Source organism: Polaromonas sp. P3_A5 (assembly GCF_056403055.1).
This window is the reverse complement of the sequence record NZ_JBFUGF010000001.1, coordinates 257,336-283,500: the sequence shown is the minus strand read 5'-3', so window position 1 is coordinate 283,500 and position 26,165 is coordinate 257,336. Positions and strand designations below refer to the sequence as shown.

At 62.0% G+C, this 26,165-nt stretch carries 23 protein-coding genes; 4 read left to right on the top strand and 19 right to left on the bottom strand.

Annotation, left to right across the window (positions count from 1 at the left end):
• Positions 1 to 17: 17 nt before the first annotated feature.
• From rplO to AC1DU8_RS01335, 17 genes are all read right to left on the bottom strand, one after another.
• Positions 18 to 449 carry a 50S ribosomal protein L15 gene (rplO, locus tag AC1DU8_RS01415; protein WP_122954339.1) on the bottom strand — a complete coding sequence of 144 codons (432 nt, stop codon included), beginning with the start codon at positions 447 to 449 and terminating at the stop codon, positions 18 to 20.
• Between the two features lie 13 nt (positions 450 to 462).
• The gene (rpmD, locus tag AC1DU8_RS01410) at positions 463 to 645 is read right to left on the bottom strand and encodes a 50S ribosomal protein L30 (protein ID WP_122954340.1); all 183 of its coding nucleotides are present in this window, start codon (positions 643 to 645) and stop codon (positions 463 to 465) included.
• Positions 646 to 657: 12 nt separating this feature from the next.
• The gene (rpsE, locus tag AC1DU8_RS01405; protein WP_457281394.1) at positions 658 to 1,176 is read right to left on the bottom strand and encodes a 30S ribosomal protein S5; all 519 of its coding nucleotides are present in this window, start codon (positions 1,174 to 1,176) and stop codon (positions 658 to 660) included.
• Between the two features lie 17 nt (positions 1,177 to 1,193).
• A complete protein-coding gene (gene rplR / locus AC1DU8_RS01400) occupies positions 1,194 to 1,559 on the bottom strand; it encodes a 50S ribosomal protein L18 (RefSeq protein ID WP_457281395.1) in 366 nt (121 codons plus the stop codon).
• 11 nt (positions 1,560 to 1,570) lie between these two features.
• Positions 1,571 to 2,104 (bottom strand): 50S ribosomal protein L6, encoded by a 534-nt coding sequence (gene rplF, locus AC1DU8_RS01395; RefSeq protein ID WP_457281396.1) that lies wholly within the window; start codon positions 2,102 to 2,104, stop codon positions 1,571 to 1,573.
• A 24-nt stretch (positions 2,105 to 2,128) separates the two neighbouring features.
• Positions 2,129 to 2,524 carry a 30S ribosomal protein S8 gene (gene rpsH / locus AC1DU8_RS01390; RefSeq protein WP_371436766.1) on the bottom strand — a complete coding sequence of 132 codons (396 nt, stop codon included), beginning with the start codon at positions 2,522 to 2,524 and terminating at the stop codon, positions 2,129 to 2,131.
• 18 nt (positions 2,525 to 2,542) lie between these two features.
• Entirely contained in the window at positions 2,543 to 2,848 is a 306-nt protein-coding gene (gene rpsN, locus AC1DU8_RS01385; protein ID WP_188709725.1) for a 30S ribosomal protein S14, read from the bottom strand.
• Positions 2,849 to 2,856: 8 nt separating this feature from the next.
• Complete coding sequence (gene rplE, locus AC1DU8_RS01380; protein WP_092130238.1) at positions 2,857 to 3,429, bottom strand: 50S ribosomal protein L5; 573 nt, start codon at positions 3,427 to 3,429, stop codon at positions 2,857 to 2,859.
• Between the two features lies 1 nt (position 3,430).
• Complete coding sequence (rplX, locus tag AC1DU8_RS01375; RefSeq protein ID WP_348045257.1) at positions 3,431 to 3,751, bottom strand: 50S ribosomal protein L24; 321 nt, start codon at positions 3,749 to 3,751, stop codon at positions 3,431 to 3,433.
• Positions 3,752 to 3,760: 9 nt separating this feature from the next.
• On the bottom strand, positions 3,761 to 4,129 hold the full coding sequence (gene rplN / locus AC1DU8_RS01370; RefSeq protein WP_007869247.1) for a 50S ribosomal protein L14: 369 nt from the start codon (positions 4,127 to 4,129) through the stop codon (positions 3,761 to 3,763).
• 406 nt (positions 4,130 to 4,535) lie between these two features.
• Positions 4,536 to 6,122, bottom strand: a complete 1,587-nt coding sequence (locus tag AC1DU8_RS01365) for a glycerol-3-phosphate dehydrogenase/oxidase (protein WP_457281397.1) — start codon at positions 6,120 to 6,122, stop codon at positions 4,536 to 4,538.
• 128 nt (positions 6,123 to 6,250) lie between these two features.
• A complete protein-coding gene (locus AC1DU8_RS01360) occupies positions 6,251 to 7,981 on the bottom strand; it encodes an ABC transporter substrate-binding protein (protein WP_457281398.1) in 1,731 nt (576 codons plus the stop codon).
• 85 nt (positions 7,982 to 8,066) lie between these two features.
• Positions 8,067 to 8,375, bottom strand: coding sequence for a DUF2160 domain-containing protein (locus tag AC1DU8_RS01355; protein WP_457281399.1), 309 nt, complete (start codon positions 8,373 to 8,375; stop codon positions 8,067 to 8,069).
• A gap of 134 nt (positions 8,376 to 8,509) precedes the next feature.
• Positions 8,510 to 9,331 (bottom strand): carbohydrate ABC transporter permease, encoded by an 822-nt coding sequence (locus AC1DU8_RS01350; protein ID WP_457281400.1) that lies wholly within the window; start codon positions 9,329 to 9,331, stop codon positions 8,510 to 8,512.
• Positions 9,328 to 10,218 (bottom strand): carbohydrate ABC transporter permease, encoded by an 891-nt coding sequence (locus AC1DU8_RS01345; RefSeq protein ID WP_457281401.1) that lies wholly within the window; start codon positions 10,216 to 10,218, stop codon positions 9,328 to 9,330. The genes AC1DU8_RS01350 and AC1DU8_RS01345 overlap by 4 nt, the downstream gene beginning before the upstream one ends.
• A complete protein-coding gene (locus AC1DU8_RS01340; protein ID WP_477689540.1) occupies positions 10,215 to 11,294 on the bottom strand; it encodes an ABC transporter ATP-binding protein in 1,080 nt (359 codons plus the stop codon). Before AC1DU8_RS01340 ends, AC1DU8_RS01345 begins: the two co-directional genes overlap by 4 nt.
• A gap of 39 nt (positions 11,295 to 11,333) precedes the next feature.
• Positions 11,334 to 12,419: an ABC transporter ATP-binding protein gene (locus AC1DU8_RS01335; RefSeq protein WP_477726364.1), complete on the bottom strand. Its 1,086-nt coding sequence runs from the start codon at positions 12,417 to 12,419 to the stop codon at positions 11,334 to 11,336.
• A gap of 267 nt (positions 12,420 to 12,686) precedes the next feature.
• Here AC1DU8_RS01335 and AC1DU8_RS01330 point away from each other — a divergent pair, with 267 nt between their 5' ends.
• The 4 genes from AC1DU8_RS01330 (at position 12,687) to proC (ending at position 17,101) form a co-directional block, all read left to right on the top strand.
• Complete coding sequence (locus AC1DU8_RS01330; protein ID WP_457281403.1) at positions 12,687 to 13,454, top strand: DeoR/GlpR family DNA-binding transcription regulator; 768 nt, start codon at positions 12,687 to 12,689, stop codon at positions 13,452 to 13,454.
• 48 nt (positions 13,455 to 13,502) lie between these two features.
• Entirely contained in the window at positions 13,503 to 14,996 is a 1,494-nt protein-coding gene (gene glpK / locus AC1DU8_RS01325) for a glycerol kinase GlpK (protein WP_457281404.1), read from the top strand.
• Between the two features lie 77 nt (positions 14,997 to 15,073).
• Positions 15,074 to 16,258 (top strand): esterase-like activity of phytase family protein, encoded by a 1,185-nt coding sequence (locus AC1DU8_RS01320; RefSeq protein ID WP_457281405.1) that lies wholly within the window; start codon positions 15,074 to 15,076, stop codon positions 16,256 to 16,258.
• 6 nt (positions 16,259 to 16,264) lie between these two features.
• On the top strand, positions 16,265 to 17,101 hold the full coding sequence (gene proC / locus AC1DU8_RS01315; RefSeq protein WP_457281406.1) for a pyrroline-5-carboxylate reductase: 837 nt from the start codon (positions 16,265 to 16,267) through the stop codon (positions 17,099 to 17,101).
• A gap of 213 nt (positions 17,102 to 17,314) precedes the next feature.
• Here proC and AC1DU8_RS01310 read toward each other — a convergent pair whose 3' ends face one another.
• Together AC1DU8_RS01310 and AC1DU8_RS01305 are read right to left on the bottom strand one after the other, a co-directional pair.
• Positions 17,315 to 19,999, bottom strand: coding sequence for a hypothetical protein (locus AC1DU8_RS01310; RefSeq protein ID WP_457281407.1), 2,685 nt, complete (start codon positions 19,997 to 19,999; stop codon positions 17,315 to 17,317).
• Positions 20,000 to 20,070: 71 nt separating this feature from the next.
• Positions 20,071 to 26,109 carry an SdrD B-like domain-containing protein gene (locus AC1DU8_RS01305; RefSeq protein WP_457281408.1) on the bottom strand — a complete coding sequence of 2,013 codons (6,039 nt, stop codon included), beginning with the start codon at positions 26,107 to 26,109 and terminating at the stop codon, positions 20,071 to 20,073.
• Positions 26,110 to 26,165: the final 56 nt, after the last annotated feature.

The window sequence follows — 26,165 nt, the reverse complement described above, 5'->3', positions numbered from 1 at the left end:
ATTTTCCAGTCAGGTATTTAAGCGACAGAGCCGCCGGCGGCTTCAATAATGGCCTTGGCACCCGCCGTGGCGGAGATGCCGTTCAGCTTGACAGCCTTGGACAGCTCACCCGACTTGATGACCTTGACGTTCTTGGCAAGCTGGCCCACCAGGCCGGCAGTCTTCAGTGCCAGCAGATCGACTTCAGCCAGACCCAGCTGCTCCAGCGCACTCAGAGTAACCTCGGCGTTGAACTTGAGCAGATGCGACTTGAAGCCACGCTTTGGCAAACGGCGCTGCATAGGCATTTGACCGCCTTCGAAGCCGACCTTGTGGTAGCCACCAGCACGTGATTTCTGGCCTTTGTGGCCGCGTCCAGATGTTTTACCCAGACCGGAGCCAATGCCACGACCGACGCGTCGCTTGGCATGTTTGGCACCTTGGCCAGGCTTGATTCCGTTCAATTCCATTTTGAGTCTCCGCTCAGACAATCTTGACCAGATAGCTGATCTTGTTGATCATGCCGCGCACTGCGGGCGTATCCTGCAATTCGCTGACGCTGTTGACACCACGAAGGCCCAGACCGCGCACAGTGGCGCGATGCGATTCCTTGGTGCCAATCGGGCTGCGAACCAGCTGGACTTTGACTTTGGTTTCTTTGGTCATTTCAATGCCGCCTTAGCCGAAGATCTCTTCGACCGATTTGCCACGTTTGGCCGCAATTTCAGAAGCGGTCGTGGAATTGTTCAGTGCATCCATGGTGGCACGCACCATGTTGTAAGGGTTGCTCGAACCATGACTCTTCGCCACGATGTCGGTAATGCCCATGACTTCGAAAACGGCGCGCATTGGGCCGCCAGCGATGATGCCGGTACCCTTGGGAGCCGGCGCCATCATGACGCTGGCTGCACCGTGGTGACCGAAAACATTGTGGTGGATGGTGCCGTTTTTCAACGAAACCTTGGTCATGTTGCGACGCGCTTCTTCCATCGCTTTTTGCACGGCTGCCGGCACTTCTTTCGACTTGCCTTTGCCCATGCCGACGCGGCCATCGCCGTCACCCACGACGGTCAACGCGGCGAAACCGAGGATACGGCCGCCCTTTACGACTTTGGTCACGCGGTTAACCGCGATCATTTTTTCCTTCAGACCATCGTCTGGAGCGTCGTTTTGCTGTTTTGCTTGAAACTTAGCCATACTTAATTCCAGTCTGCTTAGAACTGCAAACCAGCTTCGCGAGCCGCCTCAGCCAGCGCTTTGACGCGGCCGTGGTACGCAAAACCGGCGCGATCAAACGCCACTTTTTCAACACCTGCTGCTTTTGCCTTTTCGGCAATGCGTTTGCCAATGGCTTGCGCAGCAGCAACGTTTCCACCTTTACCCGAAGCGCCGATTTCCTTGCGGACTTCCACTTCCGCGGTGGAAGCAGCAGCCAGGACCTTGGTGCCGTCGCCAGAAATAACGCTGGCATAGATGTGCAGATTGGTGCGATTCACGGTCAAACGGGCAACACCTTGCGTAGCAATGCGAATGCGGGTCTGACGTGAACGACGAAGGCGCTGCTCTTTTTTGGTCAACATGATGCAGCTCCTTATTTCTTCTTGGTTTCTTTGATCGTGATCTTCTCATCCACATAGCGGATGCCCTTGCCCTTGTAAGGCTCGGGAGGACGAACAGCACGAACTTCAGCGGCGATCTGGCCGACGCGCTGGCGGTCGGAACCCTTGATCACCACTTCCGTGGGAGTCGGCGTTGCAACGGTGATGCCAGCAGGCATGTCCATGATCACAGGGTGCGAATACCCCACGGTCAGGTTCAGCTTGGCGCCCTGAGCTTGGGCCTTGTAGCCCACGCCGACCAGGCTGAGCTTCTTTTCGAAGCCCTTGGTCACACCAGTCACCATGTTGTTCACGAGCTGACGCATCGTGCCGCTCATGGCATTGGCTTCACGCGAATCATTGGCCGGCACAAAAGTCAGCTTGCCCGCATCATTCTTGATGGTGACAAGCGCGTTCTGCGTCAGCGCCAGGGTGCCGAGGGCACCCTTGACATTGATCTGGTCTGCTTTCATGGCCACGTCCACACCCTGAGGCACGGTCACTGGCATTTTTCCTACACGAGACATTTCAGTTTCTCCTCAATGCCGCCGTTAGGCCACGTAGCAAAGCACTTCACCACCGATACCGGTAGCGCGGGCTTTACGATCGGTCATGACGCCTTGCGGGGTCGTGACAATTGCCACACCAAGGCCATTCATGACCTGGGGGATGGCGCCATGGCCTTTGTAAACACGGAGGCCTGGGCGGCTGACGCGCTCAATGCGCTCAATCACGGGCTTGCCTGCGTAATACTTCAGGGCGATTTCCAGCTGGGACTTGCCTTCGTCGGTCTTGACGGAGAAGCCATCAATGTAGCCCTCATCTTTCAGAACCTGCGCGATGGCAACTTTGACTTTTGACGACGGCACCAGCACGACGGCTTTTTCAACCATCTGTGCATTGCGGATGCGGGTCAACATGTCGGCGATAGGATCACTCATGCTCATTTTGTGGTTCTCCTATGCTTACCAGCTTGCCTTGGTGATACCAGGGATATCACCAGCAAAAGCCAACTCACGGATCTTGGCGCGAGCCAGGCCGAACTGGCGGAAAGTACCGCGTGGGCGGCCCGTGATCGCGCAGCGGTTACGCTGGCGGGTCGGGTTCGCATTGCGGGGCAGTTTTTGCAGCTCGAGGCGAGCCAGCTGACGCTCTTCGTCAGAGCGCTTGGCGTCGTTGGACGTCGCCTTGAGTTCAGCGTATTTCTTGGCGAACTTCGCGGCGAGTTTCTCGCGCTTCAGTTCACGTTGCAGTAAAGCTTGTTTTGCCATGTCCCGCCTCAGTTCTTGAACGGAAAACGGAAGGCGGTGAGGAGTGCCTTGCACTCTTCATCGGTCTTTGCCGTTGTGGTGATGCTGATATTCAGGCCACGCAAGGCATCAACCTTGTCGTACTCGATCTCAGGGAAAATGATCTGCTCTTTCACGCCGATGTTGTAGTTTCCGCGGCCATCGAAGGCCCGGCCGGAAATACCGCGGAAGTCACGCACACGCGGCAGGGCCACAGTGACGAAACGATCGAGGAACTCATACATCTTCACGCCGCGCAGGGTCACCATGCAGCCGATAGGCAAGTCTTCGCGGATCTTGAAGCCGGCGATAGCCTTCTTGGCCTTGGTCACGACAGGCTTCTGACCGGCAATCTTGGTCATGTCGCCGACGGCGTTGTCCATGACCTTCTTGTCGGCAACAGCCTCGCTCACACCCATGTTGAGCGTGATCTTGGTGATGCGGGGAACCTGCATAGGCGAGGTATAGCCGAATTTTTCAATCAGGCCGGGGGCGATTTTTTCGCGGTACTGGGCTTGCAGGCGGGCCTGCGAAGCAGCTTGTACAGGTGCGGTCTTTGCCATGTTATGCAACCTTGATTTCTTCGCCACTGGACTTGAAGACGCGCACTTTTTTGCCGTCTGCCAGGAGCTTGATGCCAACGCGATCCGCCTTGCCGGTAGCGGCATTGAAAATTGCCACGTTCGACTGGTGAATCGGCATGCTTTTTTCGACGATGCCACCGGTGGTGCCCTTGAGGGGGTTGGGCTTGGTGTGTTTTTTCACCAGGTTGATCCCATCCACCAGCACGTAGCTATCATCTTTGCGCAGCGAAATCTTGCCGCGCTTGCCTTTGTCGCGACCAGCGATCACGATGATCTCGTCGCCTTTACGGATTTTGTTCATGGCGAGTCCTTACAGAACTTCAGGAGCCAGGGACACGATCTTCATGAACTTTTCAGTGCGCAGCTCGCGCGTCACTGGTCCGAAGATGCGGGTGCCGATTGGCTCCAGCTTGGCGTTAAGCAACACTGCTGCGTTGCCGTCGAATTTGACGAGCGAACCATCGCCACGGCGAATGCCCTTGGCGGTGCGAACGACCACAGCGCTGTAAACCTCGCCTTTTTTGACGCGGCCACGCGGAGCGGCTTCTTTGATGCTCACCTTGATGACGTCACCAACGCTGGCGTACCGGCGCTTGGAGCCGCCCAGAACCTTGATGCACATCACGGACTTGGCACCCGTGTTGTCAGCAACATCGAGCTTGGATTGCGTTTGAATCATTTAAATGTGTTCCCAACTTGCACCGGAAGGCAACCCCTTGGGATTACCAGCCAATCAGTCTTGGGCCCGTCGTCCACACTGCAAACCACTTGCAATGCTTCCGTTAGGCAGAATTCCTCGCCTTTTTAGAGCGAAGCCCACGATTATGACTGAGCGAAAAGCCACTGTCAACCGCTTGTTGTGAAAATATCCCCACAATAAAGCGGCGGTACCTCCAGAAGCCCGGGGAGCCCTCGGGTACCGGCCACGCTTCGCGCTTATGCCACGGGCGGATTTTCGGCATTAAATCCGGCCTCAGACCAATAGGGATGCGCGCAACCAGCTATCAAAAAGAGAGCAAAATCTGCCCGGGCATCCAATTTCGCCCGCCTCCTTCCTCCTTTGCAGGACGGCAACTGGCGGCAATTCAGGCTGGCAGGCTGAGGTATTGGCCACACAGCGTCAGGAATTCGTCCAGCTGGGGATCCACGCCGTTTTCCTGCTGTAGCAGAGTGGCCACTTCCGGCGCCAGGGTTCTGGCCAGTGCCGCGTCGAGAAACAGCAGACGGGAACGCCGTGCCAGTACGTCTTCAACGGTGCGGGCATATTCATGGCGGGCAGCGAAACGCACCATTGCCTCCGTCAGCCCACCGCCTAATTCGCGGCTGGCACCCGGCAGGTTTTCCATGGCGGACGCCTCGCTGCCATACAGATGAGACCCTGGTGCCTCGCTAATTTTGTGATTCGAATTGTGAGCGCCAACTAACTTCAAGTTTGTGGTGACGCCGGCCCCGCGTGTTGGCAGCAACGCCGCGCCAAAACACTTAGCCAGGACATCTTCAGCCATCGCCCGATAGGTCGTCCACTTGCCGCCGGTCACCGTGACCAGGCCGCTTTTGCTGACCAGCACCGTGTGCTCACGCGACAACGCCTGGGTGCTTCCGGCATCCTCATCCGGCGGCTTGACCAGGGGCCGCAACCCCACCCAGATGCTTTTAATGTCAGCCGGACCGGGCGCGCGGCTCAGGTAGCGAGCCGATTCGCGCAGGATGAAGTCAACTTCTTCGCGGAAAGGCAGCGGCTCGCGGGCCAGGTCGTGGCGCGGCGTATCCGTGGTTCCCAAAATGGTTTTACCCAGCCAGGGGACGGCAAACAGCACCCGGCCGTCGGCCGTCTTGGGCACCAGCAGGGCGTGGTCGCCAGGCAAAAACGAGCGGTCCACCACAATATGAACACCCTGACTGGGTGCCACCATGGGCTTGGCGTCCCGCCCTATGGCCTGCCCATCCTGCAGCCGCAACTGGTCCACCCAGACACCCGCCGCGTTCACCACGCAGTTGGCGCGGATTTCGAATGTGCGGCCCGTTTCCTGGTCCCGTGCATGCAGGCCGACCAGCTTGCCGCCCTCATGAATCAGGCCCGTTGCCGCGCAGTAATTCACCAGCAACGCCCCCTGGCGCGCCGCCGTGCGGGCCAGCGCCAACGCCAGCCGCGCGTCGTCAAACTGGCCATCCCAGTACTTGACGCCGCCCTTGAGATCTTGAGCCTGCACTGTCGGCAGGCAGGCAAGAGTTTCTTGCCGGTTCAGGAATTCCGTGGCGCCCAGACCCGCCTTGCCAGCCAGCGCGTCATACATCTTGAGCCCGATACCGTAGAACGGCGCCTCCCAGAACTTGTAGGAAGGCATGACAAAGGGCAAGGGCTGCGCCAGATGCGGCGCGTTGGCCAGCAGCGTGGTGCGTTCGTGCAAGGCCTCACGCACCAGCGAGATATTGCCCTGCGCGAGGTAGCGCACACCGCCATGCACCAGCTTGGTGGCGCGGGACGATGTGCCCTTGGCAAAGTCGTGCGATTCGACCAGCACGACAGAAAACCCGCGGGCGGCCGCATCCAGTGCGACCCCCAGGCCGGTAGCGCCGCCGCCAATGATCGCGATGTCGTAGTGGTACGGCTCGGCAAGCCGGGCCATTAAATCCTGGCGCCGCGTTTGCGCAGGCGCTAATTCAGTCGTCATGGGCTTTGCTTCCCGTTTCCATACAAACCCATTGGTAAAAAGTGCGCCGAGCTTACCCTGCGCTTGTTGCAATAACCTGAATCCAGAAAAAAAGCCGTGCAGCGCTCACGCACCGCACGGCCATCCGATCAGCGTACTTTTCCGTCTTTCCAGGCCTGCAGCAACTTGTCGTAGTTGATGGTTTCGCCCTTGGGTTTTTCATTGGCCAGCTTGGCCCATGGCGCCGACTTGTCGCTCAGCCATTTGGCGGGATCACCCTTGGGGTTGAGCTTGGGCGGGCACTTGGCCATGCCGGCGCGCTCCAGGCGGCCCATCACGTCGTCCATCTCGCCCGCCAGCGTGTCCATGGCTGCCTGCGGCGTCTTCTCGCCGGTCACTGCCTGGGCCACGTTCTTCCACCACAGCTGCGCAAGCTTGGGGTAGTCGGGTACGTTGGTACCAGTCGGCGACCAGGCCACTCGGGCGGGGCTGCGGTAGAACTCGACCAGGCCGCCCAGCTTGGGCGCCATGTCGGTCATGGCCTTGGACTGGATATCCGACTCGCGGATCGGTGTGAGGCCAACAATGGTCTTTTTCAGCGACGTGGTCTTGGCGGTGATGAACTGCGCGTACAGCCAGGCGGCGGCCGTCTTGTTCTCGTCGTGCGCGGCAAAGAAAGTCCAGCTGCCCACGTCCTGGTAGCCGTTTTGCATGCCCTGTTTCCAGTAGGGGCCGTTGGGGCCGGGGGCCATACGCCACTTCGGCGTACCGTCGGCATTCACCACGGGCAGGCCTTTCTTGGTCATGTCGGCGGTGAAGGCCGTGTACCAGAAAATCTGCTGGGCGATCTGGCCCTGGGCCGGCACCGGGCCGGCTTCCCCGAAGGTCATACCGGTGGCCTCCTTAGGCGCATATTTCTTCATCCAGTCGACGTACTTGGTCAACGCGTAAACAGCAGCCGGTGAATTGGTCGCGCCACCGCGCGCTACCGAGGCTCCCACCGGCGTGCACTTGTCGGCCGCCACCCGGATACCCCATTCGTCAATCGGCAGGCCGTTGGGCGTGCCGATGTCGGCCGTGCCGGCCATGGACAGCCACGCGTCGGTAAAGCGCCAGCCGAGCGACGGATCCTTCTTGCCGTAGTCCATGTGGCCGTAAATCGGCTTGCCGTCGATGGTCTTCACGTCGTTGGTGAAGAACTCGGCGATGTCTTCATAGGCGCTCCAGTTCAGCGGCACGCCCAGCTCGTAACCGTATTTGGCCTTGAACTTGTCCTGCAAGTCCTTGCGCGCGAACAGGTCGGCGCGGAACCAGTACAGGTTGGCAAACTGCTGGTCAGGCAGCTGGTACAGCTTGCCGTCCGGGCCGGTGGTGAACTTCGTGCCGATGAAGTCCTTGAGATCCAGGCCCGGGTTGGTGTATTCCTTGCCCTTGCCCGCCATGTAGTCGGTCAGGTTCATCACCTTGCCATAGCGGTAGTGGGTGCCGATCAGGTCCGAGTCGGAAATCCAGCCGTCGTATATCGACTTGCCGGACTGCATGGAAGTCTGCAGCTTCTCGACAACATCGCCTTCCTGGATCAGGTCGTGCTTGACCTTGATGCCGGTGATTTCCTCGAAGGCCTTGGCCAGCGTCTTCGATTCGTATTCGTGGGTGGTGATGGTCTCGGACACGACCGAGATTTCCTTCACGCCCTTGGCCTGCAGTTTCTTGGCCGCGTCAATGAACCATTTCATTTCCGCCTGCTGTTTGTCCTTGCTCAGGGTAGAGGGCTGGAATTCATTGTCAATCCACTTCTTGGCAGCCGCCTCGTCGGCCCACCCCGGGCTGGCCATGGCACACACTGCGGCCACTGCCAGGGCCGTATAACGCATCTTCATGATTTGTCTCCTCATTGGTTCACTCCCCGTGGTTGAAGGCTTATTCGGCTCCGGGGAATATGAGCCGGGTTCCTTTTCAAGATTTCTATCCCTTGCGCATGACAAGTGCGAGCAGGGCCATCGACAGCAAAAAACTGATCCAGATCGACGGATCACCCTCCAGACCCAGCCACCCGGCCAGCTTGCCGCTGATGCCGACAAAAATCAGGTTGACGTAGGCCGCACTGAGCAGGCCGATAAAAAGCCGGTCACCGCGGGTGGTTTCCAGCGGCAAAAAGCCGCGCCGTATCGTTGTCGGAGATTTCAATTCCCACACCGTCATGCCCACCAGCATCAGCACGATGCACGTAAAGAAAATTGCCACTGGCGTCGTCCAGGCCATCCAGTCAAACATGGGCTCCCCCCCGAACGCCTTCGGCGCTCCCCCTCAAGGGGGCGCCGCAAGCGGCCTGGCAAAGCCAGATCCGCGGCGGCCGCTTGATATACCGAGTGATAGTCATAGGGTCTCTCCTGTTCCTTCGCGCGGGGTCATACCCTGCCCATTGCGAAGCCTTTTGCGATGTAGTTGCGCACAAACCAGATCACGATGGCGCCCGGTACGATGGTCAGCACGCCGGCCGCCGCCAGCGTGGCCCAGTCCATGCCGGATGCCGACACCGTCCGTGTCATGGTCGCGACGATGGGCTTGGCATTGACGCTGGTCAGTGTGCGCGCCAGGAGCAATTCGACCCAGCTGAACATGAAGCAAAAGAACGCCGCCACACCGACACCGGCCTTGATGAGCGGCAGGAAGATGCGGACAAAGAAGCGGGGGAATGAATAGCCGTCGATGTACGCGGTCTCGTCAATCTCGCGCGGGATCCCGCTCATGAACCCCTCCAGGATCCACACCGCCAGCGGCACGTTGAACAGCAGATGCGCCAGGGCCACCGCGATGTGGGTGTCCATCAGCCCTACTGTGGTGTAGAGCTGGAAGAAGGGCAGCAAAAACACCGCCGGCGGTGTCATGCGGTTGGTCAGCAGCCAGAAGAACACATGCTTGTCGCCCAAAAAGCTGTACCGCGAAAACGCATAGGCGGCCGGCAGGGCCACAGTGACCGAAATCACGGTGTTGATGGCCACATAAATCAGGCTGTTGATGTAGCCCGAATACCAGGACGGGTCGGTGAAGATGGTCTTGTAGTTGTTCCAGGTGAAGTCCTGGGGGAAAAACGAGAAGCTCGACAGAATTTCAGCATTCGTCTTGAAGCTCATGTTGACCATCCAGTAGATGGGCAGCAGCGCAAACAGGATGTACGCGATCAGGAACAGCGTGCGCGCCTGGAATCTGGGTGCGTTAGGTGAGTTCATTCCACGCCCTCTTTCTCTTGCGTGCCCACGCGCTGCATCCAGTTGTAGAGGATGAAGCACAGCAGCAGGATGATCAAAAAGTAAATCAGCGAGAACGCCGCCGCCGGGCCCAGGTCAAACTGGCCGACGGCTTTTTGCGTGAGATATTGCGAAAGGAATGTCGTGGCATTGCCCGGCCCGCCGCCCGTCAACACAAAAGGCTCGGTATAAATCATGAAGCTGTCCATGAAGCGCAGCAGCACGGCAATCATCAGCACACCGCGCATTTTGGGTAGCTGGATATAACGGAACACCGCAAATTTACTGGCCCCGTCGATGCGCGCGGCCTGGTAGTAAGCGTCGGGAATGGAACGCAAACCGGCATAGCCCAGCAGCGCCACCAACGGCGTCCAATGCCAGACATCCATCATGAGCACCGTCACCCAGGCGTGCGTGGCATTGCCGGTGTAGCTGTAGTCAAAGCCCATCTTTTGCAGCATCGCGCCCAAAAGGCCAATGTCAGCCCGGCCATAGATCTGCCAGATAGTGCCCACCACGTTCCACGGAATCAGCAGCGAGAGCGAAACGAGCACCAGCACCAACGAGGCCTTCCAGCCTTGCGCCGGCATGGACAGCGCGAGTGCGATGCCCAGCGGAATTTCGACCGCCAGCACGGCCAGCGAGAACGTCAGTTGCCGCCAGAGCGCCGCATGCAGTTCTTCGTCACGCATGACGGATACAAACCACTCAGTGCCGACAAACACGCGCCGCTCGGGCGAGATGATGTCCTGCACCGAATAGTTAACCACGGTCATCAGCGGCAGAATGGCGGAGAACGCCACGCAGATGATGACGGGCAGCACCAGCAGCCAGGCCTTCTGATTAACGGGCTTAGTCGTCGTGCTCATGCATCCACCAGTTCGTCATTGAGGTACAGGCAGGTGTGTGGCCCCATCACCTGCAGCCAGACCTCCTCGCCAACTTGCGGCGCGCGGGAAGCAGGGTTCAACCGGGCCTTGATCGTGTGTTCACCGATCCGCGCCGTCAGCATCCAGTGCGTGCCGATGTCCTGCACCAGCGTGACAGTAAAAGGCAATGCGGCCGGATCGCCGGGCGCTGTCTTCACCACGTATTCAGGTCGAACGCCCAGCTTGAGCTCACCGTCGGGCATGGCGCGCTCGGGTGGCAGCGCCAACGGCCGCTCCGCGACGCGTAGCGCGCCACCGACGACGGTGGCCGGCAAGAAGTTCATGCCGGGCGATCCGATGAAGTGGCCTACAAACGTATGGCGGGGGCGCTCAAACAGCGCATCGGCCGAGCCCGTCTGCACAGCACGGCCGCGCGTCATCACCACCACTTCTTCGGCAAAGGTCAATGCCTCAACCTGGTCGTGTGTCACATAAATCAGGGTGAGCTTCAATTCATGGTGAATCTGTTTGAGCTTGCGCCGCAGTTGCCATTTCAGGTGCGGGTCGATCACCGTGAGCGGCTCGTCAAACAGCACAGCAGACACATCGGGCCGCACAAGGCCGCGGCCCAGCGAAATTTTCTGCTTGGCATCTGGCGCAAGCCCAGCCGCGCGGTGGTTGAGCTGGCCGCTCATGTCCAGCATCTCGGCAATTTCACCAACGCGTTTTTTGATCTGGTCTTCCGGCACCTTGCGGTTGCGCAGCGGAAACGCCAGGTTTTCAGCCACCGTCATGGTGTCGTAGATCACCGGAAACTGGAACACCTGCGCAATATTGCGCTGCTGCGGCGAGGCGTGCGTCACATCTACGCCGTCAAACTTGACCGTGCCCTGCGACGGCACAAGCAAGCCCGACATGATGTTGAGCATGGTGGTCTTGCCGCAGCCCGACGGGCCCAGCAACGCATAAGCGCCGCCATCGCGAAAACTCATGGTGAGCGGGAGCAACGCGTAGTCGCTGTCTTCGCGCGGATTCGGCCGGTAGGCGTGGGCCAGGTCGAGATCAATACGCGCCATAAGGCCTCCGCAGCACAGAAGTCGTTGCAAAAAGGTGCTTCATGCAAGTCCTCCCTTGCGCTCTGGCGCCAAAAGCAAGGCACCGGTCGCATCAAAGACATACACCTGGGCGGGGCTGAGAAACAAGGTGATGGGCGCACCCAGCTCGAAGTAGTGCACGCCGGTCAGTTGGGCCACCAGCTCACCCACCGCCGTGGCAACGTGGACAAAAGTGTCGGAACCCGAAATTTCAGCCAACTCGACCTTTCCCGGCAGCGCCACATCACCCTCACGCTCTTGGACGCGCAGGGCGCTGCCGCGAACACCGGCCGTGAGGGTGGCCAGGTTTTGCGCCGGCGCATCGGGCAAGGCCAGCGCCAGGATAGGCCCTGCCGCCAGCTGCAGGCCTTGCGCTGCGGGCAGGGCCGCTATCAGATTCATGGGCGGATCGCTGAACGCACGCGCAACGCGCAAGGATCGTGGCGAGTGGAAGACCTCGGCGGTCGGGCCGTACTGCAGCAGTTCACCACCGTCCATCACGGCGGTGTAGCCCCCCAATAACAAGGCTTCGCCAGGCTCGGTGGTGGCGTAGATCACGGTGGAATCGCCGGCGGCAAAAAGCTGGGTCAGCTCTTCGCGCAGTTCCTCGCGCAGCTTGTAGTCCAGGTTAACCAACGGCTCGTCCAGCAGCATCAGGGGAGCCCCCTTGGCCAGTGCACGCGCCAGGGCCACCCGCTGCTGTTGCCCGCCCGACAGCTCCGCAGGGTAGCGGTCCAGAAACATCTCGATATGCAGGCGTTCGGCCAGTTTTCGCACCGTCTGGTCAATGTTCTTTTCGCCGCGCAACTTGAGGGGCGAGGCGATGTTGTCCGCCACCCGTAGCGACGGGTAGTTGATGAACTGCTGGTAGACCATGGCGACGTTCCGCTCGCGAACCGGCATGCCGGTCACATCGGCGTCGTTCACCAGGACTTTTCCCTGCGTGGGGACATCCAGACCCGCCATGATGCGCATCAGGCTGGTTTTCCCGGCCTGCGTCGCGCCCAGCAACACAGTGACTTCGCCGCTGCGCGGCGCAAGGTTCATTTCATAAAGCCATTGTTCGGCGCCGACTTTTTTGCTGACGTGGTCCAGGGACAGCTGCATCACGCGCCCCCTCTGTGCAACCGGCCATTGAGAATGCGTCGCAGCGACCCGAAACGGCGGTGGAGCCTCTGTGCCGGGGCAGCGGCAGGCAAACAAAAAGAAGCAGTAGACAAGAGAAGGGCTCCCGGCGAAACTTGGACGAAGTTCGGTTTTTTTCTATTTTTCTTCTTTTGTGATTGTTTTATCTAATTGTTTTCCCTTATCTGTTTCCTTTTGTTTCGATATAAAGTTTCCAGACCTCCACGATTCCATCAAACTTGAACCCGCGTGAACTCCAATCCCAGGCAAATCAAGCTCCTCGACGTCGTGCGAACCCATGGCTCGGCCTCCGTCGAGCAGCTCGCAGAAAAATTGGACGTGACCCTGCAGACCGTCCGGCGGGATGTGCAGCGCCTGGCGGAAGCAGGCTTGCTGACGCGCTTTCACGGCGGCGTGCGGGTGCCCAGCTCCACCATCGAAAACATTGCGCACCGCCAGCGCGAAAGCCTTAACGCCGAAGGCAAGGCGCGCATCGCGCGCGCGGTGGCCCGGCGTGTTCCGAACGACTGCTCATTGATCCTCAATATCGGCACCACCACCGAAGCCATCGCCAAGGCCCTGCTGCACCACAAGGGACTGCGGGTCATCACCAATAATTTGAACGTGGCCGGCATCCTGTGCAGCAATACCGATTGCGAAGTCATCGTCGCCGGTGGTGTAGTGCGTTCACGCGACCGCGGCATCGTGGGCGAAGCGGCAGTCGACTTCATACGCCAGTTCCGGGTAGACATCGCGATCATCGGCATTTCCGGGATCGAGCCTGACGGCTCCCTGCGCGACTTCGACTACCGCGAAGTCAAAGTTGCCCAGACCATCATCGAGCATGCCCGCGAAGTCTGGCTGGCGGCAGACAGCAGCAAGTTCAACCGGCCCGCCATGGTGGAGCTGGCCACGCTTTCCCAGATTGACCGGCTGTTTACCGACATGCCTCCGCCCGAGCCATTCCCCACCTTGCTGGAAGAGGCGGACGTCAACTGTGAAGTGGCCCATTCCTGAGCCCCGCGCACTTGTGCGCGCCTGCCACCCTTTCATACACTCCAGCGCATGACATACCTTCTCGCACTCGACCAGGGAACCTCCAGTTCCCGCAGCATCGTGTTTGACGAACACGGCCACATCGTGGCCCTGGCCCAGCAGGAGTTGCCGCAGATCTACCCCAGGCCAGGCTGGGTCGAGCACGACCTGATGGAGATCTGGCGCACGCAGCTGGCCACGGCCCGCGAGGTGCTGGCCAAGGCCCATATCAAGGCCAGTGACATCCGCGCGCTGGGCATCACCAACCAGCGCGAGACCACCGCCCTCTGGAACCGCAAGACCGGCCTGCCGGTTCATCACGCCATCGTCTGGCAGGACAGGCGCGCGGAAGCCACCTGCGCCGAGTTGCGTGAGCGCGGCAAGGAAAAGCTGATCCAGTCCAAAACCGGGCTGCTGATCGATGCCTATTTTTCTGGCACCAAGCTCAAATGGCTGCTGGACAACGTGCCCGGCGCACGCGCGCAGGCCGAGCGCGGCGAACTGGCCTTCGGCACCATCGACAGCTGGTTGATGTGGCAACTCACCGGCGGCGCGTTGCACGCCACCGATGTCAGCAATGCGTCACGCACCATGCTGTTCAATGTGCACACCAACCAGTGGGACGATGAGTTGCTTGACCTGCTGGGCATACCGGCCTCGCTCATGCCCAGGGTGTTGCCGTCGAGTGCGCATTACGGTGACGTGCGGCCCGACCTGCTGGGTCACGCCATTGCCATCGGCGGCGTCGCCGGCGACCAGCAAAGCGCACTGTTCGGTCAGGCCTGCTTCAAGGCCGGCATGGCCAAGAACACTTACGGCACCGGCTGCTTCATGTTGATGCACACGGGCAGCCAGTTTCAAACCTCACACAACGGTCTGCTTACCACCAGCGCAGCCCAGGCAACAACCCAAACGCAGTTCGCCACTGAAGGCAGCGTGTTTGTTGGCGGCGCCGTGGTGCAGTGGCTGCGCGACGGCCTGCACGCCATCAAAGGCAGCGCCGAAGTGCAGGCGCTGGCCGAAAGCGTGCCTGATTCAGGCGGCGTGATGATGGTTCCGGCCTTCACCGGCCTGGGTGCACCCTACTGGAAACCGGACGCGCGCGGCACCATCACCGGCCTCACGCGCGGCACCACGGTGGCCCACATCGCACGCGCCGCACTCGAAAGCATCGCCTACCAAAGCGCAGCGCTGTTGCAGGCCATGAGCCGCGACGCGGTCAGTGCCGGCGCAGCGCCTGTGGCCGAGCTGCGTGTAGACGGCGGCGCCTGCGTCAACGACCTGCTGATGCAATTCCAGGCCGACCTGCTGGGCATACCGGTGATCCGTCCGGCCGTGATTGAAACCACCGCGCTGGGCGCCGCCTACCTGGCGGGGCTTTCCAGCGGCGTGTACGGCAGCACCGACGAGTTGTCAGGCATGTGGCGCGCCGAGCGCAAGTTTTTGCCGACTCTGGGCGCGGACCGGGCCGCTGAGTTGATGGCGCGGTGGGAACAGGCAGTGCGGCAGACCGTGCTGCAGTAAGCGCGGCCCTGCCCGACACGATTTGCGCGCCTGCGCTTGTCACACTCCCCTCAAGCGCGGCCGCTAGACTTGGCCGCATGAACCCTTACTCCACAACACCCTCCAGGCGCCGGCTGGTCCTCGGAGCCGGCGCGGCCGCTGTGCTGGGCCTGGCCGGTTGCGGAGCGCCGCAACCGGTGGCCGCAGCCACCCAGCCGCCTCGAACACGCCTGCGCCTGATCGGTGAATCCCGCATTCCACACCGGCTGCAATTCCAGGGCACCACGGTGGGCGGGCTCTCGGGCATCGACTACGACGCCGCCAGCGACCTGTATTACCTGATCAGCGACGACGCCTCCAACATCAACCCCGCGCGGTTTTACACCGCACGCATCGCGCTGGACATGAACAGCCTGGGCCAGCCGGAATTGCTGAGCGTCACCACCCTGCGCGAAGGCAATGGCGACGCGTATGCGGCCGTATTGCGGGGCATCCAGATTCCCGACCCGGAGGCGATTCGCTGGCGCCCCACCAGCCAGACGCTGCTGTGGACCAGTGAGGGGCACTCCCTGGCGGGCGTGGCACCGGAGCTGCGCGAAAGCCGGGCTGACGGCACGATGGTTCGCGAATTTACGCTGCCGCCCATGTTTGAGTTTCATCTCATCCGGGGGCCGCGCGTCAATCTGGCGCTGGAAGGCCTGGCGCTGACACCCGATGACAAGACAGCCTGGATCGCCATGGAAAACGCTTTCCGTCAAGATGGACCCGTACCCACGGTGAAAGCGAAGGGCGGGCCCTGCCGCTTCACCCAAATTGACCTTGCCAGCGGGAAAGCATTGCGGCAAATCGCGTATGTGCCCGACGCCATTCCGCGCGCACCTGTCGCACCAGCCACCTATGCCGACAACGGTGTGGTGGAAATCCTGATGCTCGATGCCGACCGCATGCTGGTGCTCGAGCGGGCCTATATGGCCGGCTGGGGCCCGCAAGCAGGTAACTCGCTGCGCCTGTACCTTATCGACACCCGGCAGGGATCCGACACGCTCGCAACGCCTGTCCTGCAGACTGGCACCTATCGCGCGGTGGACAAAACACTGATCGCCGACTTTTCCACCTTCACCGGCCCGGGGCCCGGCCTCCGGCTGGAACGTCTGGACAATACGGAAGGCATGGCCTGGGGCCCGGTACTGCCCAACGGAAATCGCAGCCTGGTCTTCATTAGCGACGACAATTTCAGCTCCCGGCAAATCAGCCAGTGGCTGGCCTTTGAATTTTTGGATTGACAACGCATGACCTCCACTTCCCGCACAAGCAACGAACACATTGCCTTCATAGGCGGCGGCAACATGGCCAGCGCCATCATTGGCGGCCTGCTTAAACAGGGCATGCCAGCCAGCCAGATCCAGGTGGTCGAGCCTTTTGAGGAGCAACGCAACAAGCTCACCCGGCAATTCGGCGTGCAGGTGCATGAAAAACCCGGCGCGCCACTGGCCAGCGCCGGCCTGGTGGTCTGGGCTGTAAAACCGCAGACTTTCAAGGATGCAGCCCTGCAAACACGCTTTCACACCAAAACCGCCCTGCACCTGAGCGTGGCAGCCGGCGTGCGGTCCAGCAGCATCGCGCGCTGGCTGGGCACCGAGCGCGTGGTGCGCGCCATGCCCAACACGCCGGCGCTGGTCGGCAAAGGCATGACGGCGCTGTTTGCGCGGGATGCCGTGACAGACGATGACAGGCTGGCCGTCGAGCAGGTGGTCAAGCCCACAGGGGATTTCCTGTGGCTCACCGAGGAAGCCCATCTGGACGCGGTCACCGCCATTTCGGGCTCCGGCCCGGCCTACGTCTTTTATTTTGTGGAAGCCATGATCGAGGCAGGCACGGACATGGGCCTTGCGCCGGAACAGGCGCGCAAGCTTGCCGTCGGCACCTTTGTAGGCGCTTCGGCGCTGCTGCAGGCGTCCGACGAGACGCCCCAGACCCTGCGCGCCCAGGTCACGTCCAAAGGGGGCACCACCTACGCCGCGCTGACCTCCATGGAGCAGGACCGCGTCAAGATGCTGTTCATGCGCGCCATCCACACGGCGAGGCAGCGAGCCGGTGAATTGGGTGATGAGTTTGGTGCGGGCTGAAGAGGTTTAAGAGAAAACCTCCTGCAACCCAATGTAGGAAAGCGCAAGCAGCTATCTATTTAGGAGCTTAGGAACTCAGCTCATCTGGTGATGAACTTTGCTTCCCAAGCCCCCAACTTAATAGCTGCTCAGGCACATATTCGATGTCAATGGCCAAAACTACAGAACAGCCTGAAAAAAGCCGTTTTCCGCCTCTGTGAGCACCAGGGAAGCCTACTGATCAACCTTGACACGGTAAGTGACGACGATTTGTGCCCCAGAGGCCAGCGAACCGGTAAAAGTCCACTTCAATGCCCCCTGCGCGTTCACGGCCGGTTGCGTGGTCACCGTGCAGCCCGTGATACCCGTGGGCAGCACGCCTGGGCAGGCGGTGGAGACGAAGCCGGTGAACGCCGGGGTCGAGTCGCTCACAAACAGCGTGGACAGCGCCTGTGTGCCGTTGTTGGTGGCCGTCAACGTGTACTGCAGCGTGTCGCCAGGGCTGGCGTTTACGCTGGTGGCCGAGGCGATAGCCTGGGTGACGTTGCTCACCAGCTTGGCCAGCGACAGGTCGCCAGCCTGGCCGACGGTGGTGATATCGGTGACAAGCAGGGTGCTGACGCTGAGCGCCGGGCTGGCGTTGGTGTAGCTGAAGGCCGCGCTCAAGGTTACGCTGTTCTGCGCGCCCTGGCCGGCCCCAGCGGGCACGAACTGCTTGACGATGAGGCAGACGGTCTGCCCGGCGGTGACGGTGAGAGCTGTGGTGACCTGCGCCTCGCTGGCCTCCAGCGCTGCGTTGCAATTGCTGTCCTGATACAGCACCTGGCTCCACGCAGGGCTGGCCGGCGTGGCGGTGTTGGCCATCGAGAAGGTGACTTGCCCGCCGGTGCCGGCGGTGTAGGTGTGGGCGTAAAACACGACCGTGCCGGGCTGGGCGGTTTGCGCGCCATTGGGGCTCAGGGTGTTGGGCGCCACCATGCCGAAGCTGATGCCGGTGCGGGCCAGGCCAGCGCCGGCGGTGTAGCTGACGCTGGGCCGGGTGTAGCTGCCGCCCGTGGTACCGGCCGAGCCGCCGGTGGCGGTGTAGCCGGCCGGCAGCACGGGCGTGATGACCACGGTGCCGCTGGTGACACCGGGAATCCACAGAATGAAGCTGCCATCGCTGGCAGTGGGTTCGGTGTCCACCGTCGTCGCACCCTGCATGGCGTTGACGGTGATGCCGGCCAGGCCGGGCTCCGTTCCGGCCTTCACGCCGTTGTTGGCAGTGCCGCCGCCCGCGCCGTTGTCGGCAAACACGTTGCCGCTCAGCGTGCTGCCGCTGTACAGACCAAAGTTCTGCGGTGGGGGCGGCGCGCCTACGATGCTGAACTGAATCACGCCGGTGGGGTTCTGCGTACCGATGAAGCCGGCCGGATACGCAGCCGCGATGTCGCTCAGCGTGTTGTTGCCGTCCACGATCAGGCAATAGTTGCCCTGCTGTATGTTGGTGAAGCTGTAGGCGCCGGTGGTGAGGTTGACCGATGCAGCCACGGTGGCCGGCCCAGTGCAAGTGCCGCCCGTGCGCGGCGCAAGCTTGACCCACAGCGCGCTGGCTCCGCCAATGCCAGCCTCGCCCGCGTCCAGGTTGCTGTTGTGGTTGGGGTCGCTGTAAACGTTGCCGCCGAAACCCAGGGCTACCGTACTGACCACGGGCGCAGCGCAGCCGGCGCTCGGCGTGTTGGCGGCAGTGCAGGTGGTGGCTGTCGGCGGGCTGGTGCCGCCGGCCGGATCCACGGCGGTGTAATTGGTGACCGTGATGTTGCTCGTCGGTCTTGCCGTAATTTGCAGGGTCGAGGTGCCGCCGCTCGCGGCGATGGTGCCGACGAAATCGCAGGTCACCAGCGTGCCGCCGGCATTGGCCGCGGTCGAGCAGGTCCAGCCGGTGCCGCTGCTGCTGACGTAGGTCATGTTGACAGGGAGCTGGTCGACCACGCGCGCCACAAAGGCCGGCGTCGTGGTGGTGGTTGCCACCGTGAGGGTGTAGACACTGTTGGCGCCCACCTGCAGCGCCGGGCTGGGCTGAGACTTGCTGACGGTCAGCGTGGGGTAGATCGGCGTGATGGTGACGGAGCCATTGCCGCCGGGGTTGCCTGTACCCGGCGCTGTGCCGGTTACGGAAGCGCCGCCCGCGCCGCCCGCCGAGGCGCTCGCGGTGAAGGCTGAAATCAGCACCGTGTCGCGGCAGGAGCCGCCTCCCGTGGCCTGGCGGGTGGCGTTGGCACCGCTGCTGTCCACCAGTTCCGCGCCACCCACACCGGCCGCACAACCGCCGCCACCACCGCCGCCGCCGGAACCGTCGCCGACACGCGTCGTGCCGGCGGTGCCGGCCCCGCCTTGCAAGGTGCCGATCGTTATCGCTGCCGGCAGGCCGGCGCGGCCCGGCACGTCGAGCGCGCCGCCCTGCCCGCCGCCACCGCCGCCGGCGATGATCAGCCTGGCATTGGCGGCCGTGGCCACCACGCTGGCGGCACCGCCGCCAGCACCGCCGCCGGACCAGCCGCTGCAGCCGGCCTGGCCACCGGAGCCGCCGGCCCAGCCCGGAGCACCGCCCGCAAGGCCGCCCGCGCCCGCCGCGTTGGCGCAGGTAAAAGCACCTTGCGATGTGTTGCCGGGCCGGCCACCCTGTCCGACGGCCACGTTGAGCACGGTGCCGGGAGCGATGTAGTAAGTGCCGGTGGCCCGCGCACCCGCGGCGCCAGCGCCGCCGTCGCCGTTCAAATCATTGCCACCGCTGCCGCCGCCCGCGCCGTTGGCCTGGATGATCACGCCGCCCGCCCCCGCAGGAACGGTGTAGGTCTGCAGGGCGCCGGTGTAATTAAGGGTCGTCTGAGCCATCGCCCACGGCGCTGCCACCAGCATGATGACAGCGGCCCATGCCATGCGCCCCACCCTGCGGGACTGCGGGCGCAGGCGAAGCGCATGGAGGGAGAAGCCTGGACGCTGAAAGAACATCATGATTTGGGGCCCGCCGTGTTGGTAGGTGAGGCAGTAGCCGTGCCAGCGGGTTCGAACACATTCTCGTCAAACTTGAAGCGTACACGCAGGTAGACACCGCGCTGGGTGTAGGCTTCACCCGCCAGGTCAGCGGCCCTGAAACCCTTGATGTTGTAGCCCAGTGACACCCACATGTTTTTCCAGGCCAGGTAGCCGACTTCCACGCCCACCGCGGTCTCCGCAGCACCGTTACCCCACATGCGGTAGGCCTGCAGGCTGACGTCCCAGCGCTCGGTAAGGTCCCAGGTGGAGCGGCCGCCGATCAACTGTGTAAAGGAGCGGCTGCTGATGCCGTTGGACTTGTCGCGGCCCCATTTGGCGGCATAGCGCGCGCTCGTCACCCAGCTGCGGCTGGGCTGAATATTGAGGTGTGTGGAAAGAATCAGCCCGGACTCATCGCGGCTGACGCCCGGGCCCAGGGTGCTGTCCGAATCCTTTTTGTATTCGATGCGACCCAGCGCATTCCACACGTCAGTGCTCACCGGGCGATAGGCCACGCCGGACTGGGCTGTAATCAATTCACGCTTGCCGCCCGTGGCGCCGAGGTTGGTCTGCTCGCTGTAGAGGCCGCGATTGAGCAGGGTCCAGCTGTCGTCCAGCTTGTTGGCCAGCGCGCCCGTCAGCAGCCAGCTGCTCGAAGTGGTCGATGTCTGCCACTGCACCTGGCCGGACGCTTTCCAGGTGGCCGCGGCCGTGTAGTCGGCCCCGATGGTGACGGCGCTGGAATCGTCAATGGTCACACCCGACAACGGCTTGATGCGTTGCAAGCTGGCTGTCAGACCGACGCCGCTGTCCAGGCGCCAGAGCCTGCGCAGGCCAACAGCTGCTTCACTGCTGCGGCCGTTGATGCTGTCGCCCATGCGGTATTCATTGAACAGCTGCGTGCTGTCCGACAGTTCTGTGTTGATACCGGCAACGGTGGTGTATTGCGAAGTCGACGCATTGAGCGTGTAAATGCTTTTCAGACTATTGATGAAGTCATGGCGCGCATACAGACGCGTTGTGGAATTAATGGCATAGTTGCCGCCGACGCCGATCTCCCGGCCGCCGCTGCCGTCGATCGCGTATTCGGCCAGGCCGTAGACGTCGGCTTGGGGCACATCCGGAACCGGCACCGTCACCTTGACCCGCGCCGTGGTGTAACCCACCTCCTCGGACGAGCCTGAAGCCAGCGCCGTGGCGGAAGGCGTCACCGGAACGGTACTGCCAGGCAAGGCCGGACCGGAAAGCGCAGCGGCGGTGTTGGCGCTGCTGTAGCGCACGCCAACTTCCACCTTCACATTTCCGGGCAGGCTGTGTTCGAGCTTCAGGTCCGCGCCGGTTTGTGCCGCGCCTGTCACGCTGTTTGCGGTGCGCAGCGCTTCAGCGACAAGCCTGTTCTTGTCATCCACCGCGTAACCGATTTTTGCGCCGTATTCAGACTGCCCGGCCGACTGCACGCTGTTGGGGTTGTAAAAACCCGCACTGGTGCGCGCACCCCAGACGCGCGCCTGCAGCGCCTGGTCATCATGGCGGACTTCCACGCGCTGGCCTGAGCCGTTGCCCTGCAGATCTGTGCTGCTGCGGGCGATTTCACCGGTGGCCACGGTCTTTTCGCCCAGCTTCGCCGTCACGTTCAACCCGCTGAGGTTTTGGCGATTGGCGGGGTCGGTGTCCTGCACCGCCGTCGCGCCGAGCGATATACCCGGAAGGACTTCCAGGCGCGCATCGGCGCCGGCGACCGTATGTTTGGGGCCGCCCGAGTCCACCGAATAGCTGACCCGCACGAAGATCGGATTCAGGTCGGCGTCCACGCTCGGAACCGGAGTCTTGAGCAGGAGCTGGCCGCTGAAAGGTTCGATTTCGTAGTCGGTGAACTGCGCCAGCGGCGCGTCATTGATGATGACCGACGCCTGGCTGCGGCTTCGCGTGAGGATGTCGACCTGCTGGCTATTAACCACGCCGTTGATGTTGAGCCGGAACGGCCCGGAAGTGCCATTGGCGCGGAATTCCTGCACCAGCTGTGTCGTCGCCGTGCGGCTTGCAAAACCTTCCACGGTCACTGCGCCTTCCTGGTAACGGCCCTTGACACCGTTCAGGGCGCGCGCGTATTGCGTGAGCTGACGTGCGGCGTTGTCGCTCTGGGTTGAATAGTCGCCCAGCAGTGCGTAGTTGGTGCCGTTTTGCAGCATCACGTAGAGCTTGCCGGTGGACTGGGCGTCAAAGCCACGCGCCGACGAATCGCCATACACCGGGTAAAACTGGTTGGGCTGGATATCGCGGAACAGCGCCGTATCGGAAGGCTTGTCGGAATCGTAGGCCAGCGTCAGCAGGGAAGAGCCGAGCACCTTGCCTTTGAGGAACAGCGCAGTCCGCGCAGCCGCTTCGCCCTTGCCGCCCGCAAAGCTGCGCGACGTGCTCCGGATCTGCCGTTCAAAAACATCGCCGCTTTGCGCGGGTTGCAATGCGGAAGGATTGAGGCTGCGCAGGTTGAGGGTGCCCTCCACAATACCGGCCGCAATCATGGGCCGCAGGTTGGGCATGAACTCGATGGCCGCCACAGACTTGACGGTGCCGCTGGCAATACCAAGCTCCGCCTTTCCGGGCTGGGCTGGTGGCAACAACAAAAAGCGGCCCTCACCACCTTCAACGAAGACCTGCGTGCCGGGCTGGCGTGCATCCAGGTCGGGAGTCTGCCACTGGCCAAGGCTTGCCTGCAGCGTCACTTGGGTTCGCACGGCCACCGGCAGCCCTTGCGCATCGCGCAGCGAAATGGTGACAGGGACGGCAGTCGCACCGTCAGCAATCAGCTGCGCAGGCGCGCCAACTTCGATCTTTGCCAGGGCACCGGGAACCAGGATCGTGACTTGCGCCGTTCCACGTGCATTGCCAAAACCGTCAACAGCGCGCACACCCAGCGTGTTGCGGCCGGGCCGGAGGTCAACACCGATGTATTCCCAGGCGACGACGCGGTTCTTCTCAAGACTGCTCTTCTTGCCTACCTGTGTGGCGGGTACCAGTTGCCCATTGAGGGTGACCTCAAACGTGGCGCCTAGCGGGCCTTTCACCCGGACGCGGGTCTGGGCTGAAGGCAACACCTGCTCGTTGACCAGCCCGACAAAACCCGTTTCACCATTGAGCTCCGGCAGGAGATCTTCCAGTGGAACGACTGCCTGTAGTGATTCGGCAGCGGAAACCGCGGAAGGTGGCACAGACTCCGACGCGACCTCCAAAGGCGTGTAAATAGGTTTGGGCAACCCCTGGGCGTTAGGCGCGTATGGTCCGCCCGGATCGCCCACTGCGCCCAAGGTGCCCGGCAGCGGTGCCACCGAACCTGCGGGAGTATTGTTTTTCTGTGCTCCGGGCAGACCGAGCACGCCGCTGGAGGGAAGCGTCCGGCTGTCCACCGAGGCTGCACGGCTGGACTGCAGCAACTGGCCTGCAGCCTGGGCGATCTCCGACGGATTGCCCAAGGCCTTTCGGCGAAGCGCGATCTGCTCCTGAATGGCAGGCGTGCATTCGGCGATGGCAAAGTCGGCCTTGTGGAGTTCGCCATTGATCAAGTCCACAAAACGGCTGGCTGCATCCAGGGCATTCCGGTTGTTGAGCACCTGGAGCGAAGCACCTGCAGGCAATGTGATGCTGTCGATCTTGGCGATATGGGTGCGTGGCTCGAGGCCGTAGAAACTGTATTTGCCTTCCTCGTCCGTCACGGCATAGGTGCCGTCTTCCAGATAGATCCGAACGCCCGGAATGCCTGGCTCACCCGCGTCCTGCACACCATTACGGCTGCAATCGGCAAACACCTTGCCGATCACATAGGCTTTGTTGGAAAACACACCGCCGACGACCTGGACGCGAACGCTGGACCGGTTGGACCGCACCACTCCGCTGGCGGCCTGCGCCGTATTGATGCCGTCGCCGCCCTGGCTGCCCACGCCGACGCGCACGCGGTAGGTCAGCGTCGGCTGCGAGCCGGAGGCGATGGCACCCACCGCAAACTGAAGGCTGGGACCCGCACCGCCTGAAGGGTCTGAAAGGGGCACGCCGTTGAGCCGTGCCGTGCCGCGCACATAGGCAAAGCCGGCAGGCAGGCTGTCGCTGACCACAACACCGGGGAGTGCCCCTGCGCTGACGTTGTTGAACTTGATCGAGTAGTCAACAAAGTCCCCGACTTCTGCTGTCTTCTTGTTGGCTGTTTTCTGGATAAACAGGCCACCCGCATTCGCACCTGGATCCAGGGGTACGTCGAAATGCACAGGCACACCCGCCACGACGAAATTGCCCCCGTAAGAGCCCGGTGTATCGATCAGCCGACCCGCAGGCTGTACCCCGGCAGGAAGCAGCGATGGAAAGGTGAAGCCCGCCGGTTGGGTGATTACCAGCCGGTATGTGCTGTTGGCCACCAGCGGAAATTCATAAAACCCGTCGGCAGCTGTCACGACAACGCTGGGAGCCGGCGTTACCCCATCTATCTGGAACACGACGGCTGGCCCACCGGGAACCCCGCCATTGCCGGCACCGGTGACGTCGATCAGCGCTACCGTGGCGCCGGCAACAGGCTGGTTGGTGGATGAATTGAACACGATGCCGGAAGGATCCACCAGCAGCGTGGTCGTCGCCGAGACGGTGATGCCGCCGCAGGAGGAAATCGTGGCCGTCACCGTGTCGTTTCGCAGCACTTCCAGTATGCCGTCGCCGGAAGCCACGATGTGCGTCGCCGCATTGGCTGTGGGAACATTCGGCATGATGCGGAAGATGCCAGTGTTGGGGCCGGTTTCCACAGCCGTAAAGGTTTCCGAATCTCCCGTAAGCCGGCTCACCAGCGTGATGGGCACCGTACCTACTGTCGTGGAGTCAGCATTGCACACAGCAGCATTGGCCTGCACAAACAGTGGATGGCCCGGCGTACCGAGGGCGGTCCGGTTGGCATAAGAGGCGTTGCTGTAGAAAAGGATGTCTGCCGCGTATGCCGGCAACGGCAGCACCACCATATTGCTGGTGGTGGTCAACGGTGCAGCGGCGTCAGTCCAGTCCGCATAGGCCGTGCCCGACACATTGCCGGACGCGTTGGCGTTCACGCTGACATTAAATGTTCCCTGGAACAATCCGCCCTGGGGCAACGCGGCAATGCCCCAGGCAACGGCATCCACCGTGGCACCACCGGGTATTGCCGTGACATAGCTGTTGGTCGCTCCGCCCAGCAGGTGATACAGCGTCTGGGCACCGGGACTGGTAGACGGCAGGGCCGAGACAAAGGCCGTGTTGACCGGCACCGGGGCGCGCAGGATAAATAGCGCCACCGGTGCGCCATTGACAAGCACATTCGCCGGGCTGGCCGCCATGTTTCCGTTGTTGATGGCCCTTGCGGTAAAGCTGAGAGCACCACCCTGAGTAGCGGTGGCCGACGAGGCTGAATAGCTGACCTGGATTGCCGCACCATTGGTGAGATTGATCGTATCGGTGTTGGTCGCGCTGGCCCCCTGGACCTGGCTCAACGCACTCAGGGTAATCTGGGCCGTCTGGCCAGGCGTCGCGCCCGGCGGGATCTGGCCCGTGATCAGCAATCCGGCATTGGCGCCAACGGCAACCATCACGGGACTTCCGGCAGGAACCACGGGTTCACCCGCATCCACCAGACCGTTGCCATTGACGTCCAGCACCACCTGGACATTGAGCGGTGTGAAGGCGCTGCCGCCGGACACACTGGCCGTGATCAGGTAGTTCGTCGTGCTGTTGCCGGTGTTGGCAAGGTTATGGTTGATCGTGAATGACGAACCTACGCCGATCAACAGGTTCTGGCTGGATGCCAGCGTGAGCGCTTCAAGCGTCGCCACCGTGGTGTTCACGGTGTTGGAGTTGAGGTGAACCGTCAGGCCCGTCGCCGTGTCCACAAAAGTCGCCGTCGCCGTGTTGCTGATCACCGTCCCCGCCGGGGTCGGCGCTGCCTGTGCTGCTGCCCAGAAGAGCAGCAACATGCAGGAGATCAGCAGCTTGCGCAGCGGGCGAGGAAGCATGGTTGATGGGCTTGTTGTTCGGTTTTCGACAGGGCGTCGCTTTCCAAAGGGCACGC